The sequence below is a fragment of the Nocardia sp. FBN12 genome, from assembly GCF_054031145.1.
This window is the reverse complement of the sequence record NZ_CM132926.1, coordinates 5,538,273-5,553,669: the sequence shown is the minus strand read 5'-3', so window position 1 is coordinate 5,553,669 and position 15,397 is coordinate 5,538,273. Positions and strand designations below refer to the sequence as shown.

The following is a 15,397-nucleotide window of genomic DNA, read 5'->3' as shown; positions in this document are numbered from 1 at the left end:
GTGGAAAATCCGTCAGAATTCGGCGATCACCGGAGCATGATCGCTGGCGCCCTTGCCTTTGCGTTCCTCGCGGTCCACCGACGCGTCCTTGATCTGATCGGCGAGGGCGGGGGAGGCGAGGATGAAGTCGATGCGCATGCCCTCCTTGCGGGGGAAACGCAGCTGCGTGTAGTCCCAGTAGGTGTAGACGCCGGGGCCGGGGGCGAACGGGCGCATCACGTCGCGGAAGCCGAGATCGAGCATGGCCTGGAAGGCGGCGCGCTCGGGCGCGGAGGTGTGGGTCTTGCCGATGAACAGTTCCGGCGCCCAGACATCGTCGTCGGTGGGGGCGATATTCCAGTCGCCGACCAGTGCGATCTTCGCCTCGGGGTCCTCGGTCAGCCAGCCCGCCGCCTTCGCGTGCAGGGTCGAGAGCCAGTTCAGTTTGTAGGTGTAGTGCGGGTCGGCGAGCGCGCGGCCGTTGGGGACATAGAGGCTCCACACCCGCACCCCACCGCAGGTCGCGCCGAGCGCGCGCGCCTCGACCACCGGCGATTCGATCAGCGAATCGCCCGCGTCCTTGTCGAAGCCGGGCTGATCGGGGAACGCGAGCTCGACATCGGTGAGCCCGACCCGCGACACGATCGCGACGCCGTTCCACTGATTGAGCCCCACGTGCGCCACCTCGTACCCCGCGGCCTCGAACTGCTCGAAGGGGAACTGATCATCACGGCACTTGGTCTCCTGCAACGCCAGCACATCGATGTCGTGGCGGTCCAGAAAGGCAATCGCCCGATCGACGCGGGAGCGGATCGAGTTGACGTTCCACGTGGCGAGGCGCACGGTCGGCGGTCCTTTCGATGGGGTGGCGCCAGCCGCTAATGACTCTGACTCTGCGGGGCGGCGTAGCGGTAGGCGTGATGTTCGATGAAGCCGAGGTCGCGGTAGAGGGCGAGGGCGCCCGCGTTGCCTACCTCTACCTGAACGTAGGCGTGGCTCGCGCCCTGCTCGGCGCCCCAGCGGATCAGTTCGGCGCACAGCAGCGCGCCGAGTCCGTTGCGGCGGTGCGCGGTCGCGACGGCCACGCAGGTGAGGCCGACCCAGCGCCGGCCGTCGGGTGCGGTGGTCACCGCGCCGCGGCCGATGGCCAGGGGTTCGGGCAGGCCGAGCGAGGCGAAGCCGAGGGTGCCGTCCAGGACCGAGGTGAGCACCGCGAAATCCGGTTCGCGCACGGTCGGGTCGACGGGGATCTCGCCGCGGTAGCGGTGGGTCCTGAGCCAGCCTTCCTCGGGCTGGTCGGTGATCCGTACCATCGACGGTCCTTGCGGCAGCACGAAATTCGCGATGTCGAGGCCGAGGACCACGGTCTCGCTCCAGGTGTTCCAGGTCGGTGGCACGGGCGCGAGCCGGTCGGGCAGTTGCAGCAGCAACGGCAATCCCTGACTCGTGTACCAGTCGGCGATCTTGTGCATGGTGTCGATCGACAACACCGCGGGCACACCCGACTCACCCAGCGGCACAGCCGAATTCGCCCGTCCGGTGTAGCCGTTGCCCGCCCGCACCAGCCAGCCGTCGATCCACAGGTGCGCGCTGCCCGGCCAGGCCATCGCCGCCGCGGTCTCCAGCGACCGGATCTCCTTGGTCCGAATGGGCCTCGGCCCCAGTGCTTTCAGCGCGACAACGCGATCGGCGGACACCGAGACCAGCTCACCCTCGGCGGTCCGCACCGACGGCGGCGTCAGTGACACCAGTTCGCCGATCACATCGGTGAGCGGCTGTGGATAACCCGCGGGCAGTTGATACCGCATCACCACCCGGCGGCCGAGGGGGATCATGGTTCTCGGCCGCCTTGACTCAGTCGTCATGGCCGAAGGGGTCTGGAACGGTGCCGGGGATCCAGCTCAAACCCGGTGTGCCCCAGCCGTTTCGCTTGATCGCCTTCTTGGCGGCGCGGGCGTTGCGGCCGATCAGCACGTCGACGTAGAGGAAGCCGTCGAGGTGACCGACCTCGTGCTGCAGCATGCGCGCGAAGAAGTCGGTGCCCTCGAGTTCGACGGGCTCGCCGTTCTCGTCGGTCCCGGTGACCTTCGCCCAGTCCGCGCGACCGGTCGGGAACTGCTCGCCGGGCACCGACAGGCAGCCTTCCTCGTCGTCATCGGGGTCGGGCATGGTCTCGGGGATCGCCGAGGTCTCCAGCACCGGGTTCACGACGACACCCTTGCGCCGAATCGGATTGCCGGTGGCGTCGAAGTCGGGGCAGTCGTAGACGAACAGCCGCTTGCCGACGCCCACCTGATTGGCCGCGAGGCCGACACCCTTGGACTCTTCGAGCGTGTCGTACATATCCGCGATCAGCTCGGCCAGCTCCGCGGGGGTCTCCGTCACCTTCGCGGTGGGGGTGTGGAGAACGGGGTCACCGACGATCACGATCGGGAGAATTGCCATGGTCGCCATTATCGCCGCTGGGCCGGGCGGATGATCGGCGGACCCCTGTGGGCCGGGACACCCCTACTGGCTTGGAGTCAACACGCCGTGACATGGGTCGAGGGTTCGGGGGAACCCGTGGTTGAATGACGACGGTATCTACCCATCTCGTGATACTCGGCGAGGGAGCAAGATGGACGGCGCAGCAGCTCGGCACATCTCCGATGGCCCCACTGCGGGCGAACAGGATTCGGCGGCCGACGAGAGCACCGGCCTGAGCCGCCGCGAGCTCGACATCCTCGATTTCGAACGCAAATGGTGGAAATACGCGGGCGCCAAGGAAGACGCGATCCGCGAACTCTTCGCCATGTCGGCCACCAGGTACTACCAGGTCCTCAACGCGATCGTCGACTCCGACGCCGCGCTGGCCGCCGACCCGATGCTGGTCAAGCGGCTGCGCAGGCTGCGGGCGAGCAGGCAGAAGTCGCGTGCCGCCCGCAAACTCGGTTTCCAGGTCTGACATGACGGCCACACACCCACCGTTGCGACTAGGGTTGAGCGGGTGAGCAACCCGAACCCCACCCCCGGCGGCCCGCCGTTGCGCGCGCTGGCGATGGTGTTGATCGCGCTGGCCATTGTCTTCGCCGGTCTGGGTGCGATGTCGCTGTCGAATTCCGATGCCCAGGCTTCGGAATCGGAGCAGACCGAGACCACCACCTCCAGCGCGGTCGCGCAGGCGCCTGCCACCACGAAGGCGCCGACGACCACCAGCGCGGCTGCCGCGACCACCACGACCTCCGTCGCGCCGACGACCACCACCTCCTCGCCCGCGGCGAGTGGCACGGATCAAGCTGTGTCGGTGAAGGTACTGAACAACAGCCTGGTCGCCGGACTGGCCGCGCGCACCGCCAGTGAGCTGGGCGCGGCGGGCTGGACCAATGTGAGCACCGGCAACTACAGCGGCGCGAACCTGACCACCACCACCGTGTACTACGGCGGCGGCGCGGGCGACAAGGCCGCGGCCACCGAGATCGCCGAGCAGGTCGGCGGCACGGTGGCACCCAAGTCGGGGGACACCTCGCCGGGTGTCGTCGTCGTCCTGACCGGTCGCTGAACCGGGCGCGGCACGCGGTGCCGTAGGTCGTGTCGCCGCTGTGGCATCATCTTGAGCGGTATAGCCCCAGTCCGATAAGGAGTCTCCTGATGGCCACGTCGACAACTCGTCGCCCGTCCTGGCGCATTGTGACCCCGGTGCTCGCGGTCGCCGCGTTCGGGCTCGCAGCCTGCACCAACAGCCAGGAGTCGAGTGACGTCAAGGGCACTACGCCGCCGGTGTGGACCAGCTCGGCGGCTCCCGGCGGCGAAACCGGTGAACACGGTGGCGGTCACGCCGCACCGTCGGCCACCGCGGCCCCCGGCCACGGCGAAGAGCAGGGTGGCGTGGCAGACGGCCTGAAGACCTCGCTGAAGAACGGCGCGGGCGCCGAGGTCGGCACCGCGACCATCGTGGCCGAAGGTAGCCACCTGGTCGTCACCGTCGAGGCGCGCGGTCTCACCCCCGGCTTCCACGGCCTGCACTTCCACCAGAACGGCACCTGTGAGGGCGATTTCGCCTCGGCCGGTGGACATCTGCAGGTCGGCGGCGCCACCGCGCACCCCGCCAGCGGTGACCTCACCTCGCTGCAGGTCGGCGCCGACGGCTCCGCGAAGCTGGTCACCCGGACCGACACCGTCACCCTCGACAACATCAAGGGCAAGGCCCTGATCATCCACGGCGGCGCCGACAACTTCGGCAACATCCCGCCGCGCTACACGCGTGAGGGTGGCACCGGCCCGGACGAGACCACCCTGGCCACCGGCGATGCGGGTGCCCGGGTGGCGTGCGGCGTGGTCGGTTAGCGAGTCACGTCATGGCCGGGGCATTCCAGTCGGTTCCGTTTCGCGGCTCGCCCCGGCCGACCATCGGCATCGAATGGGAGATCGCGCTCGTCGACAAGGTGACGCGCGATCTGTCCAACACCGCCTCGGCGGTCTTCGACGCGGTCGGTGACCTGCGCGCCTACGATGGCACCCCGCAGGTCACCAAGGAATTGCTCCGCAACACAGTCGAATTGGTGACCGGCGTGCACGACACGGTCGGTGGCGCGGTGGAAGACCTGCGCGGCACCATGAACGCGGTGCGGCGCGCGGCCGACCCGCTCGGTGTCGACCTGTTCTGCGCGGGCACCCACCCCTTCGCGGCATGGTCGGCCCAACAGCTCACGCGCTCACCGCATTACGACGAACTGATCGAGCGCACCCAGTGGTGGGGCCGCCAGATGCTCATCTGGGGTGTGCACGTGCATGTGGGAGTTTCGCACCGGGACAAGGTCTTTCCGATCCTGAACTCGTTGCTGCTCTCGTATCCGCATCTGCTCGCGCTGTCGGCGTCCTCGCCGATGTGGTCCGGCGACGACACCGGTTACGCGAGCAATCGCGCGCTGATGTTCCAGCAGTTGCCGACCGCGGGGCTGCCGTTCCAGTTCGAGAACTGGCGTCAGTTCGAGGGTTTCGTGCACGACCAGGTGAAGACCGGTGTGTTCGACCAACTCGGCGGCATGCACTGGGACATCAGGCCCGCCCCCAAGTGGGGCACCATCGAGGTGCGGGTGTGTGACGGGCTGTCCAGTCGCGCCGAACTCGCCTCGGTGGCCGCGCTGATCCACTGTCTGATCGTCGACCTCGACCAGCGCCTCGAGAACGGGGAGCAGCTACCTACGCTGCCGCCGTGGCATGTGCAGGAGAACAAATGGCGGGCCGCGCGCTACGGGCTCGACGCGATCATCATCGTCGACGACGCCAGCAATGAGCGTTTGGTCACCGACGATCTGACCGACCTGCTCACCCGGCTCGAGCCGATCGCGAAGCGTCTCGGCTGCGCCGACGAGCTGGCCGCGGTGGCCGAGATTCCTCGCCACGGTGCCTCCTACCAGCGGCAACGCCGGGTCGCCGCGCAGACCCAGGGCGACATGGTCGCGGTCGTCGACGCGCTGGTCCGCGAGCTCGATCAGTAGCGTTCAGCTGCGCACTGGGGCGTCGTTAACCCGCCGTTTACGATGGTCGGATGCTTGTCGAAGAACCACGCACTGTGGCGGGGGGTGCCACTCTCGGTTCCCGTCTGCGCGAACCACGGATACTCGCCGTTATCGCGGTGGCCGCGGTGCTCGCCTTGCTCATCGGACTGCAGGTCATGGCGTGGATCATGGGTTTCGACGGGCCGCTGGCCAGCCTGGCCCGCGACTTCGTCGGCACGCCCAAGTCGATGTCGGTGCCGTGGGCGGGGCTGGTGCTCGCGCTGGTCGGGATCTCCGCGCGCAGGCGGGTGATCGCGCTGGCCGTCGCGATCGGGATCGACGCGGTGTGGGTGGCGCTGCGGCTCATCGACGGTAATCCGTTCACGGTCGGCAACGGGCCCACGATCGTGCTGGCCGCGCTGGCGGTCATCGCGGCAGTGCGATGGCGGGGTCGTGAACGCACTGACGCGTTGAAGGCCGTCGCGCTCGGTGCGCTGCTGGTGCTGGCCACCAAGGTCGGTGACGTGTGGTTGCACCTGACCTCGGCGGCCCGGCCCGCGGTGCTCGACGAATACGCCTTGCTCGCCGATCACGCGCTCGGTGATCCGTCGTGGGTGCTCGGGCGGGTGCTCGATGTGCTCGGGCCCGAGGTGTACGCGGTGCTGCACTGGGTCTACATCGAATTGCCGGTGGCGGCGATCGCGGTGGCGGTGTGGCAGCTGCGCAAGGTGGTGACGACCGGGCAGTGGCCGAGTCACTATCTGGTGCGCACGTTCCTGGTACTCGGGCTGGTCGGGCCGCTGTTCTATGTGCTGTTCCCGGTGGTGGGGCCGATGTTCGCGTTCGGGGCCGACGGGCACGGCTTCGAGGTGGGCAACTTCTGGCCCGCCGCGCTGCCGCCGATCGACACCAATCCGTCGGCGCTGCCGTTCGACGAGTTCACGCCGCGCAACTGCATGCCCTCGATGCACACCGCGTGGGCGCTGTCGCTGTTCATCCACACCCGCCGCGATATCGACGGATCCCGTGCGCCGATCTGGATGCGCTGGGGCGGCGCCTTCTGGCTGGCCGCCACGGTCACCGCGACCCTGGGTTTCGGGTATCACTACGGCGTGGACCTGGTGGCGGGCGCGGTGCTGTGCCTGACCGTCGAGTCGGCGTTGCGCGCTCCCGAGCGGGGCTGGGGTGCCTTCCGGATCCGGCTGGTGGGCTTCGGTGCCGCGGTGTTCGCCGGGCTGCTCTTGTCCTACCGGTACCTGGCTGTACCGATGGCCGAGTACCCGGTGGCCGCGGGCGCGATCGTCATCGGGCTGCTGGCCGCGGTCGCGATCGCCTTCCACAACACCTGGTTCGCCACCGCCCCGGAACCTGCTATCGAACGGATCGCGGCCGCCTAGAACAACCCATCACGGTGGCGTTGTTCGCGGTAGGCCGTGCGGCCGATGAGGTGCAGTCCCGAATCTCGAGAAGTTCAGGCGACGTCTAGCCAAGCCTGGCCCGTGCAATCGCTGATAGCATTGATTGCATGGCCAGCATAACCATTCGGGATCTCGATGACGACGTGAAAGCGCGGCTACGGCGCCGAGCCGCGGCCCACGGCCACAGCATGGAGGCCGAGGCCCGCGAGATTCTGTCGGCGGCCGTTCGTCCGCGGCGCTTGCTGCGCGAGGTCTATGAACGGACGCGGCCATTTGCCGCCGACCTCGAGCTACCCGACCGCTCCGAGGAGGCGCGGGGAATCGATCTGTGATCATCGCCGATACGAATGTGGTGTGCGAGCTGTTCCGTCCAGAGCCTGATGTGCGGGTGATCGAATGGTTGGAAGCCAATCCGGACGTGGGAACTACCGCCATCACCGTCGGCGAGCTGTGGGTCGGTATCGAGAACTTGCCGGATGGCCGGCGCAAGTCGGGGCTGGCGAGCGTGGCTGACGAGCTGTTCAACGAGTTCTTCGGCGACATCACCGATTACGACGCGCGAGCCGCGCGAACGTATGGGCAGATCGTCGCCGAACGTCGTCGACAGGGTCGCCCGATCAGTCAGGGCGACGCACAGATCGCGGCGATCTGCTTGGCAGCGGGAGCGACCTTGGCGACACGAAACGTCAAGGATTTCGTCGGCATCGAACTGGTTGTACTGGACCCCTGGGAAATGTAAACCGAGGTCACCGCACTGGGCTCGGGCGGGATGTCGTACGTCAGCGGTATCTTCGGGACGTGCACACGAACCCCACTGGTACTCCGATGGGCGTAGAGCTTTCGCCCGACCGTCGCAAACGTGCCGCCCAACGGCGTCAGCGCGAGGAACAACGCTGGACCGCCAAATCCGGGCCCGTCGTCGTCTCCTCCTCCGATGCTGAGGTTAATTCCGGTGTACAGGTAGGTAATTGGGTCCGAACCAAAACTGGGACGCGCGCCCACTATGTGCGCGAGATCGCCGCCGACGGCACCTACCGCACGCTGTGCGGCAAGGTTCGAGGCGTTAAGGACCGGGCCTACGACTTGAAGTCGGTTGTCGCGATTGATGATCCGACCGACATGGAGTGCCAGTACTGCTTCGGGCGATGCGGCAAGGAGGGAATCCGGCTGCTTCGGTCATGATGACCTGCGGGCTGAATTGAACCGATTCGAGCACCCAAGGGTGCCGGTGTCGTAACCATCCCTGCCCGCTTCCCCGCACCGAACCCCGATTTGCGTCCTCGGCCAACACTTCTGGCCGCGCGTCCGATGGGCGCGTGGCTGGTTGGACCGTGGCGAAGGTGTGCACTCCCGGCCGTCACGGTGCGTACGTGCGAGGCGTACGACGGTGGTACTCGCAGACGGCTGTTTGATGGGTTGGAATCTCCCCGGTCGGGCTCGTCGGTAACGACCGCGAAGGGCCCAGGGCCTTGGGAAGCGAAACGGTTGTTCGCGGTCCGCGCACGGGAGAATTGAAACTCCTGGCATCAGGACGACGACCTCGGCATTGGGGCACTCCGAGGAGGTGCAGGTAGGGTTTCCCCTACGGTGCGAACAGGTAAGGCTGTTTCGTACCCAGGCCCTCGGTGAGCGTTGGTAGCGCTCCCGGGGGCCGATCTCTGTGAGCGACGCTACACCTCGGGTTATGGATCAGCAAACAGGCAACTGTGCCTCAACTCGCGTTCTTGGACGGCTCAGTTTGGCGAGCAGCGAAGTTCGGTAGCCTCCACGCACCGACGATGGTTAAGGTGAGGCCAACTACGAGGACGACCAACCCGGGGCGAAACTCGAGGTCATCGGCGTCGGGAAGAGTCAGCGTGAGCCCGATGGATAACGCCATCAGGGTGCCGAGCGTTTCGGCGACTGCGAGGCACTGCACCCACACGCTCGGAATCACGGGTAAGAGTGTGAGGTGAAGGAGAACTCCTGCGACAACCAACAGGGTCGCGCCGAGGACGAGTAGAGGCAAGCCGGGGGCGCCGACTTCGCGCAATTCCCACAGCGAATGGGACGGCGCTTTGCGGTAACTCCCTGTCTTGAAAAGCGGGAGCCAGAGTGCGAAAAGGGTTGCGAGGGAGCCGTACAGCAACATACCGGGCGTAACGTCATCGCGACCCAAACATCCTCACCTGACCCAGATTTCGGGGCAGACGTACGGCTGGCCTCGGTTCCTCGCGGCGATCTGCTGCGCTACTTCTCGCTCACACTACCTGCGGCTACCGCTGGCGGAGCTTAGCAGATGGTCGGCTACACCCCGCGAATCAGAGGTGAATCCGCACCGACCTCGTGGCGTGTTGCCGCAGACGGGCGATCGTCGGTGGAGGAACGGATGCGTGCGTTCCTGCGCCTGCCGCGATCGGCCGAAGGCGCGTTCCGAATTGATCATCCACGGTCGACCGAACCGACCTACATCAGCTGGGTCGACATCGCTCCTGGTAATCGTGCGTCTGGCCGTTACCTGATCACTGTCAACGAGACCGGTACTGACACAGTGATTTTGCCTGCCGACGCAGACGCAATCGCTTCCGAACTCCGACGCCGAATCCAGCCGCGATAGCGGCAGAATGCCGATGCGTTCTCAGAACAGTCCATCACGGTGGCGTTGTTCGCGGTAGGCGGTGCGGCCGATGAGGTGGGCGATGACGGGGGCCGTGATGATCGTGAACAGGCCGGTGAGGACGAGCATCCAGACATTGATGTCGTCGCGGATGTCGATGCCGGTGCCGACGAGGACCAGCATGAGGCCGACCACCTGTGGTTTGGTGGCCGCGTGCATGCGGGTGAGAGTGTCGGGGAAACGGACGATGCCGATCGATGCCGTGAACGCGAGTGCGCAGCCGGTCAGGATCAGGATCGCCGACACCCATTCCCAGACGCTCACCGGTCATCACTGACCCGGAATCGGGTGACCGCGGCCGAGCCGAGGAAACCGACCAGCGCGAGCGCCACGATCGCCGGGATCACCGTGGTGTCGTTGCTGTAGGCGGCCCACACCGCGAGCCCGGACGCGGCGATGGCCATCAGCGAATCGATGCCGACGACGCGATCGAGAGTGCTCGGGCCTGCGAGGACGCGGTAGCTGGTGATCACCGCGGCGGCTGTGAGCAGCACAGCGGCGATGACGGCGACAACGGTCATGGTTGTACCTCCGTGGGCCGGCGCCGTTCGCTGGGGCGTTCGAAGGCGTTGATCATCAGGCGTTCCAGGCGCCGGGTGGTGCGGTAGAACTTCACGACCGATCCGTCGCTGCCCACATCGAGCACGTGCACATAGACCACGCAGCGGGCGCGGTCGAGTTCGAGGACCATGGTGCCGGGGATCAGGTTGAGCAGGTCGGCGCACATCACCAGCACCAGATCGGACTGGATGCCCAGGTGCACGCGCAGCACGCCCGAGACCGGCGGGCCGCTGGGCCGGAGGGCGAACCAGGCCACCTGCAGACTCGATTCGAGCGCGTAATAGATACTCGCGGCGATCAATTCGAGAAACGACAGCGGATGGAAGCGCCCGGCCACCGGGACCAGCGGCAGTGGCAGCGCGAAGACCACGATCAGCGCGACCACCACGCCGGCGAGGGTGTTGGCCACGCTCAGATCGCCCCAGAGCGCGACCCACACGGCCGTGAGCCAGATCAGCACGCTGAGCCGAAGAACATTGTCGCGGGTGACCAGTCGGCTCATCGCTGCTCCGGTCCGAGTACCGAGTCGATGTAGACCGACGGGTCGTCGAGGTCGGCGGCGGCGCGTTCGGCGATGCCGAGGATCGGCCCGGCGAACACGGTGAGCGCGAGTCCGGCGCTGACCAGCCCGATGGTGGCCAGCACCATCAGCACGGGCATCCGGCCGGGATCGGTGCGGTCCTCGTAGTTCACATCGGTCGAATCCTCTACCAGCGTCGGCAGATTCGCCGCGGTGAGATGGCCTTCGGGTGCCTCTTCGCGCGGTCGCCAGAACGCCTTGCTCCACACTCGCGCCACCGCGTACAGCGTGAGCAGGCTCGTGACCACCGAACCACCGACCAGCACCCAGGCCAGCACGCTGCCCTCGGCGGCGCCGGCCTCCAGTAGTGCGACCTTGCCGATGAAACCCGAAAAGGGTGGAATGCCACCGAGATTCAAAGCGGGGACCAGGAACAACACGCCCAGTAGCGGACTCGCGGTCGCCAGCCCGCCGATCCGGCGCAACGACACCGACCCGGCCTGCCGTTCGATCAATCCGACAGCGAGAAACAGTGCGGTCTGCACCAGAATGTGGTGGGCCACGTAGAACACCGCGCCGGTCAGCCCGGCGGTGGTGGCGAGGCCGATGCCGAACACCATGTAACCGATGTGGCTGACCAGCGTGAACGAGAGCAGTCGCCGGATATCGTTCTGCGCGATCGCGCCAAGGATGCCGACGATCATCGTCGCCAGGCCGCAGACCAGCAGGATGTCGTCGAACGCGCCGTCGGGGAACCAGAGCGTGTGCGTGCGGATGATCGCGTACACACCGACTTTGGTGAGCAGGCCCGCGAACACCGCGGTCACCGGTGCGGGCGCGGTGGGGTAGGAGTCGGGCAGCCAGCTCGACAGCGGGAACACCGCCGCCTTGATCCCGAACGCCACCAGCAGCACCGCGTAGCAGGCGGTACGCACGCCGCTGGGTGTCGCTTCCAGGCGCCCGGCGAGCTGCGCGAGGTTCAGGGTGCCCGTTGCCGCGTAGGTGAGGGCGATGCCGATCAGGAAGATCAGCGACGACACCATCGACACCATCACATAGGCGATGCCGGTGCGGATCCGTTCCTCGGTGGCGCCCACGGTGAGCAGCACGAACGAGGCGACGAGCAGGATTTCGAAGCCGACGAACAGGTTGAACAGGTCACCGGCCAGGAACGCGGTCGAGACGCCCGCGGTCAGGATCAGGTAGGTGGGGCGGTAGATCGAGGTCGGCTGGAGTTCGTCGCCGTCGGAAATATTCTGTCCCGCACCGTAAATCGACACCACGAGCAGCACGAAGGCCGAGACCAGCAGCATGGCGGCGCTGAGCCGGTCGACGACGAGGGTGATGCCGATGGGGGTCGGCCAGCCGCCCACCTGCACGGCGGTGGTGCCGTCGCGGTCGGCGAGGTACAGCAGCAGCCCGCTGATCACCAGCACCGTCGACAGCGCGGTCAGCGTGATCATCGCCTGCAGGCGCGGGCGCCGGCCGAACACCAGCGTGGCCGCGGCGGCGAGCAGCGGAACCAGCACCGGCAGCGCGGCGACGGCGGGGAGCAGATCCGGGGACAGGGTCACTGTTCGGGATCCTCCCGTTCGCGGCCCGCGGCGACCTGGGCGTCCTCGGGGTCCTTGCTCACGTCTTCGGTGGTGGTCAGCATGTAGGCGCGATAGGCCAGCGCGAGGACGAAAGCGGCCACCCCCATGGTGATCACGATCGCGGTGAGCACCATGGCCTGCGCGAGCGGGTCGGCCATGCCGTCGGGGGAGGTGTCGGGGCTGCCGAGGATCGGTGGTTCGCCGTCCGCGCCGCCCATGGTGAGGATCAGCAGATTCACCGCGTTGCCGAGCAGGATCATCCCGAGCAGCATCTTCGACACCACCCGCTCGAGCAGCAGGTAGACGCCGCACGCGGTGAGCACGCCGATGGTGATCAGCAGAATCAGGTTGGCGCTCATAACAATTCCTTGTCCAGGCGGGCGCCGAGGCTGCGCAGCACGTCCAGCACCAGCCCCACGATCACCAGATAGACGCCGAGGTCGAAGAAGAGGGCGGTGACCAGTTTGATGTGGCCGAGCAGCGGCAGCGTCACCTCGATGATCGCGGAGGACAGCGGGGGCGCGCCGAACAGGAGTGAAGCAGTCGCGGTGCCCGCGGCGAGGGTGAGGCCGGCGCCGAGCAGGTGCCCGGCGTCGACCGGGAGTGCTTCGCCCAGTTCGTAGCGGCCGCCCGCCAAGTAGCGCAGGGTCAGCGCCAACCCCGCGACGAGGCCACCCGCGAAGCCACCGCCGGGTGCGTTGTGGCCGGAGAAGAAGAAGTACACCGACAGCACCATGATGGTCGGAAAGACCAGGCGGGTGGTGATCTGCAGGACCATCGAGCGGTCGCGCCGGTCGAGGAGGCGGGCGGCGGGCAGCCAGCTCACCGCGTCGGGGTCGTAGTTCGGTGAATCGACGGCGCGGGGTGCGCTGCCGAAGCGGCGGCTGCGGAAAACCAGCGACGCGACGCCGGTCGCGGCGACGACGAGCACCGAGATCTCGCCGAGGGTGTCCCAGGCGCGGATGTCGACCAGCAGGACATTGACCGCGTTCTTGCCGCCACCGATCCGGTAGGCCGCGTCCGGGATGGCGTGCCAGATCGGGTTGCCGTGCCGGGCGGCGACGGCGAACGCGGCGATGACGGGGACGGTGATGCCGACCGCGGTGGCCAGCAGGGCCCGGCGGAATTTGAAGGCCGTGCCCTGGCTTTCGGCGATCTCCGCGGGAAACGCGCGCAGGACGAGCACGAACACGACCAAAGTCAGTGTCTCGACAAGGAATTGGGTCAGCGCCAGGTCGGGGGCACCGTGCAGCGCGAAGATCACACCGCAGCCGTAGCCCGTCACCCCGACGACGAGCACGCTGGCCAACCTGTTGCGCAACACGGTGGCGGCCAACGCCATCGCGATCATGATCGCGCCGATCGCGGCCTGCAACGGCGAATCCCACAGTCGCAGCCGCACTCCCGTGCGGGTGCCGACCGCGAGCAGGATCGCGGGCAACACGATCAGCGTGCAGAGGATGGTGGCCTGGCTGGCGGGCAGCGAGCCGGACTGCACAGTTCCGGTGATACGCAACGACAGTCGATCCATCGCGCGCAGGGCCGCGTCGTAGTTGCGGTCGGCGTTGCCGAGACGTGGGTGCGCGGGTTCGCCGATCCGGCCGCGGATCAGGAACAGCGCGACACCGGCCGCGACGATGACCACCGTCAGCGCGAGCGGCCCGGTGAAGCTGTGCCAGAGGGCGAGATGGGTGTCGAGAACGCCGGGCAGTGTCTCGGCGTAGGGGCTCAGCCAGCGATCGACGGCCGGGGTGGTCAGACCGCCGGCCAGACCGGCCACCGCGAGCACCGCGGGCGGGCCGAGCAGCAAGGGGCCGGGTGCGTGCCAGGTGACCGCGCGCTCGGGGTTCGCGGTGATTCCGAAAGCGCCCCAGACGAATCGGATGCTGTAGGCGACGGTGAACGCCGAACCGACCGTGACCCCCGCCAGCAGGGCGAACCGCACCGGCGTGCTCAGCACCTCGGCCGACCACAGCGCGCCGAGCGCGGATTCCTTGCCGACGAACCCGAGCAGTGGCGGCAGTCCGGCCATGCTCAGCGTCGCGAGTACCGCGATCGCGCACAGCACCGGCGCACGCTGACCGAGCCCGGACAACCGGCGCAGATCCCTGGTACCCGCGCCGTGATCGATGATGCCGACCACCATGAACAGACACGCCTTGAACAGCCCGTGCGCCACCAGCAGGCACAGCCCGGCCAGCGCCGCGTCGGGCGTGCCGATGCCCACCATGGTGATCATCAGACCCAACTGGCTGACGGTCCCGAACGCCAGCACCAGCTTCAGATCGTGCACCTGGATCGCCCGCCACCCCGCGAGCAGCATCGTGGCGATACCGAGCGGCAGCAGCATGAGATGCCACGGGGGCGTCTGCGCGAGTGCGGGCGCCAGCCGGGCCACCAGGTAGACACCGGCTTTCACCATCGCGGCGGCATGCAGGTAGGCACTCACCGGCGTGGGCGCCGCCATCGCACCGGGCAACCAGAAGTGCAGCGGCACGATCGCGGATTTGCTGATCGCCCCGAGTAGTACCAGGCCGACCCCGACCGATACCGCGGTCCCAGTCGGGACCGAACTCGCCGCGAGGACATCCGAGAGCAGGAAACTCTCGTAACGCAGCCCGAGAATCACGATTCCGACCAGCATCGCCAGCCCGCCCGCGCCCGTCACCAGCAGCGCCTGGATCGCGGCCCTGCGACTGACCGAACGCTCGGCGTAGTGACCGACGAGCAGGAACGACAGCACCGTCGTGATTTCCCAGAACACGTAGAGCAGCAGCATGTTATCGCTGGTGACGAGCCCGAACATGGCACCGGTGAACCCGGTCAGCTCGGCCGCGAACACCCCGAGCCTGGCCTCGTCACGCTCGAAGTAGCGGCCGCAGTAGGCCAGGATCAACGCGCCGACGCCGAGCACCAGCGTGCACATCACCGCGGCGAGGGAATCGAACCGCAGATCGATGTCCATCGAAATCTGCGGCGCCCATCGCACTTGCGTGCGCACGGTGTCGCCCCAGTGCGCGAACACCCAGCCGAGGCTGCCGAGCGGGACCAGCGCCAGCAGATAGAAAGCGTTGCGGCCCAGCACTCGTACACACAGCGGGGCCAGGAGGGCGGCCAGTGCGTGAACGAGCAGAACGGCTAACAACTCCCCCTCCGTCGGGTAGGTAGCGGTCGAGTAGCGCGCCCCGATC

18 protein-coding genes are annotated in these 15,397 nt (G+C 67.4%); 8 read left to right on the top strand and 10 right to left on the bottom strand.

Annotation, left to right across the window (positions count from 1 at the left end; all coding sequences use genetic code 11):
• Positions 1-12: 12 nt before the first annotated feature.
• The 3 genes from ACWZHB_RS26190 to ACWZHB_RS26180 are packed head-to-tail and all read right to left on the bottom strand — an operon-like array spanning position 13 to position 2,424.
• Entirely contained in the window at positions 13-822 is an 810-nt protein-coding gene (locus ACWZHB_RS26190; protein ID WP_427904447.1) for an exodeoxyribonuclease III, read from the bottom strand.
• Between the two features lie 35 nt (positions 823-857).
• On the bottom strand, positions 858-1,844 hold the full coding sequence (locus ACWZHB_RS26185) for an N-acetylglutamate synthase, CG3035 family (protein WP_427904446.1): 987 nt from the start codon (positions 1,842-1,844) through the stop codon (positions 858-860).
• Positions 1,834-2,424 (bottom strand): peptide deformylase, encoded by a 591-nt coding sequence (locus ACWZHB_RS26180; protein ID WP_427904445.1) that lies wholly within the window; start codon positions 2,422-2,424, stop codon positions 1,834-1,836. Before ACWZHB_RS26180 ends, ACWZHB_RS26185 begins: the two co-directional genes overlap by 11 nt.
• A 172-nt stretch (positions 2,425-2,596) precedes the next feature.
• Between ACWZHB_RS26180 and ACWZHB_RS26175 the strand changes: the two genes are divergently transcribed.
• The 8 genes from ACWZHB_RS26175 (at position 2,597) to ACWZHB_RS26140 (ending at position 8,056) form a co-directional block, all read left to right on the top strand.
• Complete coding sequence (locus tag ACWZHB_RS26175; protein ID WP_427904444.1) at positions 2,597-2,923, top strand: DUF3263 domain-containing protein; 327 nt, start codon at positions 2,597-2,599, stop codon at positions 2,921-2,923.
• Positions 2,924-2,965: 42 nt separating this feature from the next.
• Positions 2,966-3,517, top strand: a complete 552-nt coding sequence (locus tag ACWZHB_RS26170) for a LytR C-terminal domain-containing protein (RefSeq protein WP_427904443.1) — start codon at positions 2,966-2,968, stop codon at positions 3,515-3,517.
• 89 nt (positions 3,518-3,606) lie between these two features.
• Complete coding sequence (sodC, locus tag ACWZHB_RS26165; protein WP_427904442.1) at positions 3,607-4,302, top strand: superoxide dismutase[Cu-Zn]; 696 nt, start codon at positions 3,607-3,609, stop codon at positions 4,300-4,302.
• 11 nt (positions 4,303-4,313) lie between these two features.
• Positions 4,314-5,456, top strand: coding sequence for a glutamate--cysteine ligase (locus ACWZHB_RS26160; RefSeq protein WP_427904441.1), 1,143 nt, complete (start codon positions 4,314-4,316; stop codon positions 5,454-5,456).
• 50 nt (positions 5,457-5,506) lie between these two features.
• A complete protein-coding gene (locus tag ACWZHB_RS26155; RefSeq protein WP_427904440.1) occupies positions 5,507-6,853 on the top strand; it encodes a phosphatase PAP2 family protein in 1,347 nt (448 codons plus the stop codon).
• Between the two features lie 128 nt (positions 6,854-6,981).
• Complete coding sequence (locus ACWZHB_RS26150; RefSeq protein ID WP_427904439.1) at positions 6,982-7,206, top strand: FitA-like ribbon-helix-helix domain-containing protein; 225 nt, start codon at positions 6,982-6,984, stop codon at positions 7,204-7,206.
• Entirely contained in the window at positions 7,203-7,613 is a 411-nt protein-coding gene (locus tag ACWZHB_RS26145; RefSeq protein WP_427904438.1) for a type II toxin-antitoxin system VapC family toxin, read from the top strand. Before ACWZHB_RS26150 ends, ACWZHB_RS26145 begins: the two co-directional genes overlap by 4 nt.
• A 59-nt stretch (positions 7,614-7,672) precedes the next feature.
• Positions 7,673-8,056, top strand: coding sequence for a hypothetical protein (locus ACWZHB_RS26140; RefSeq protein WP_427904437.1), 384 nt, complete (start codon positions 7,673-7,675; stop codon positions 8,054-8,056).
• A 529-nt stretch (positions 8,057-8,585) separates the two neighbouring features.
• Here ACWZHB_RS26140 and ACWZHB_RS26135 read toward each other — a convergent pair.
• The 7 genes from ACWZHB_RS26135 to ACWZHB_RS26105 form a co-directional block, all read right to left on the bottom strand.
• Entirely contained in the window at positions 8,586-8,810 is a 225-nt protein-coding gene (locus ACWZHB_RS26135; RefSeq protein WP_427904436.1) for a hypothetical protein, read from the bottom strand.
• Between the two features lie 681 nt (positions 8,811-9,491).
• Positions 9,492-9,794: a monovalent cation/H(+) antiporter subunit G gene (gene mnhG, locus ACWZHB_RS26130; RefSeq protein ID WP_427904435.1), complete on the bottom strand. Its 303-nt coding sequence runs from the start codon at positions 9,792-9,794 to the stop codon at positions 9,492-9,494.
• A complete protein-coding gene (locus ACWZHB_RS26125; RefSeq protein WP_427904434.1) occupies positions 9,791-10,051 on the bottom strand; it encodes a monovalent cation/H+ antiporter complex subunit F in 261 nt (86 codons plus the stop codon). The genes mnhG and ACWZHB_RS26125 overlap by 4 nt, the downstream gene beginning before the upstream one ends.
• Entirely contained in the window at positions 10,048-10,593 is a 546-nt protein-coding gene (locus tag ACWZHB_RS26120) for a Na+/H+ antiporter subunit E (RefSeq protein ID WP_427904433.1), read from the bottom strand. The genes ACWZHB_RS26125 and ACWZHB_RS26120 overlap by 4 nt, the downstream gene beginning before the upstream one ends.
• Positions 10,590-12,185 (bottom strand): Na+/H+ antiporter subunit D, encoded by a 1,596-nt coding sequence (locus tag ACWZHB_RS26115; protein ID WP_427904432.1) that lies wholly within the window; start codon positions 12,183-12,185, stop codon positions 10,590-10,592. Before ACWZHB_RS26115 ends, ACWZHB_RS26120 begins: the two co-directional genes overlap by 4 nt.
• Positions 12,182-12,565 (bottom strand): Na(+)/H(+) antiporter subunit C, encoded by a 384-nt coding sequence (locus ACWZHB_RS26110; protein ID WP_427904431.1) that lies wholly within the window; start codon positions 12,563-12,565, stop codon positions 12,182-12,184. The genes ACWZHB_RS26115 and ACWZHB_RS26110 overlap by 4 nt, the downstream gene beginning before the upstream one ends.
• Positions 12,562-15,351, bottom strand: a complete 2,790-nt coding sequence (locus ACWZHB_RS26105; RefSeq protein ID WP_427904430.1) for a Na+/H+ antiporter subunit A — start codon at positions 15,349-15,351, stop codon at positions 12,562-12,564. The genes ACWZHB_RS26110 and ACWZHB_RS26105 overlap by 4 nt, the downstream gene beginning before the upstream one ends.
• Positions 15,352-15,397: the final 46 nt, after the last annotated feature.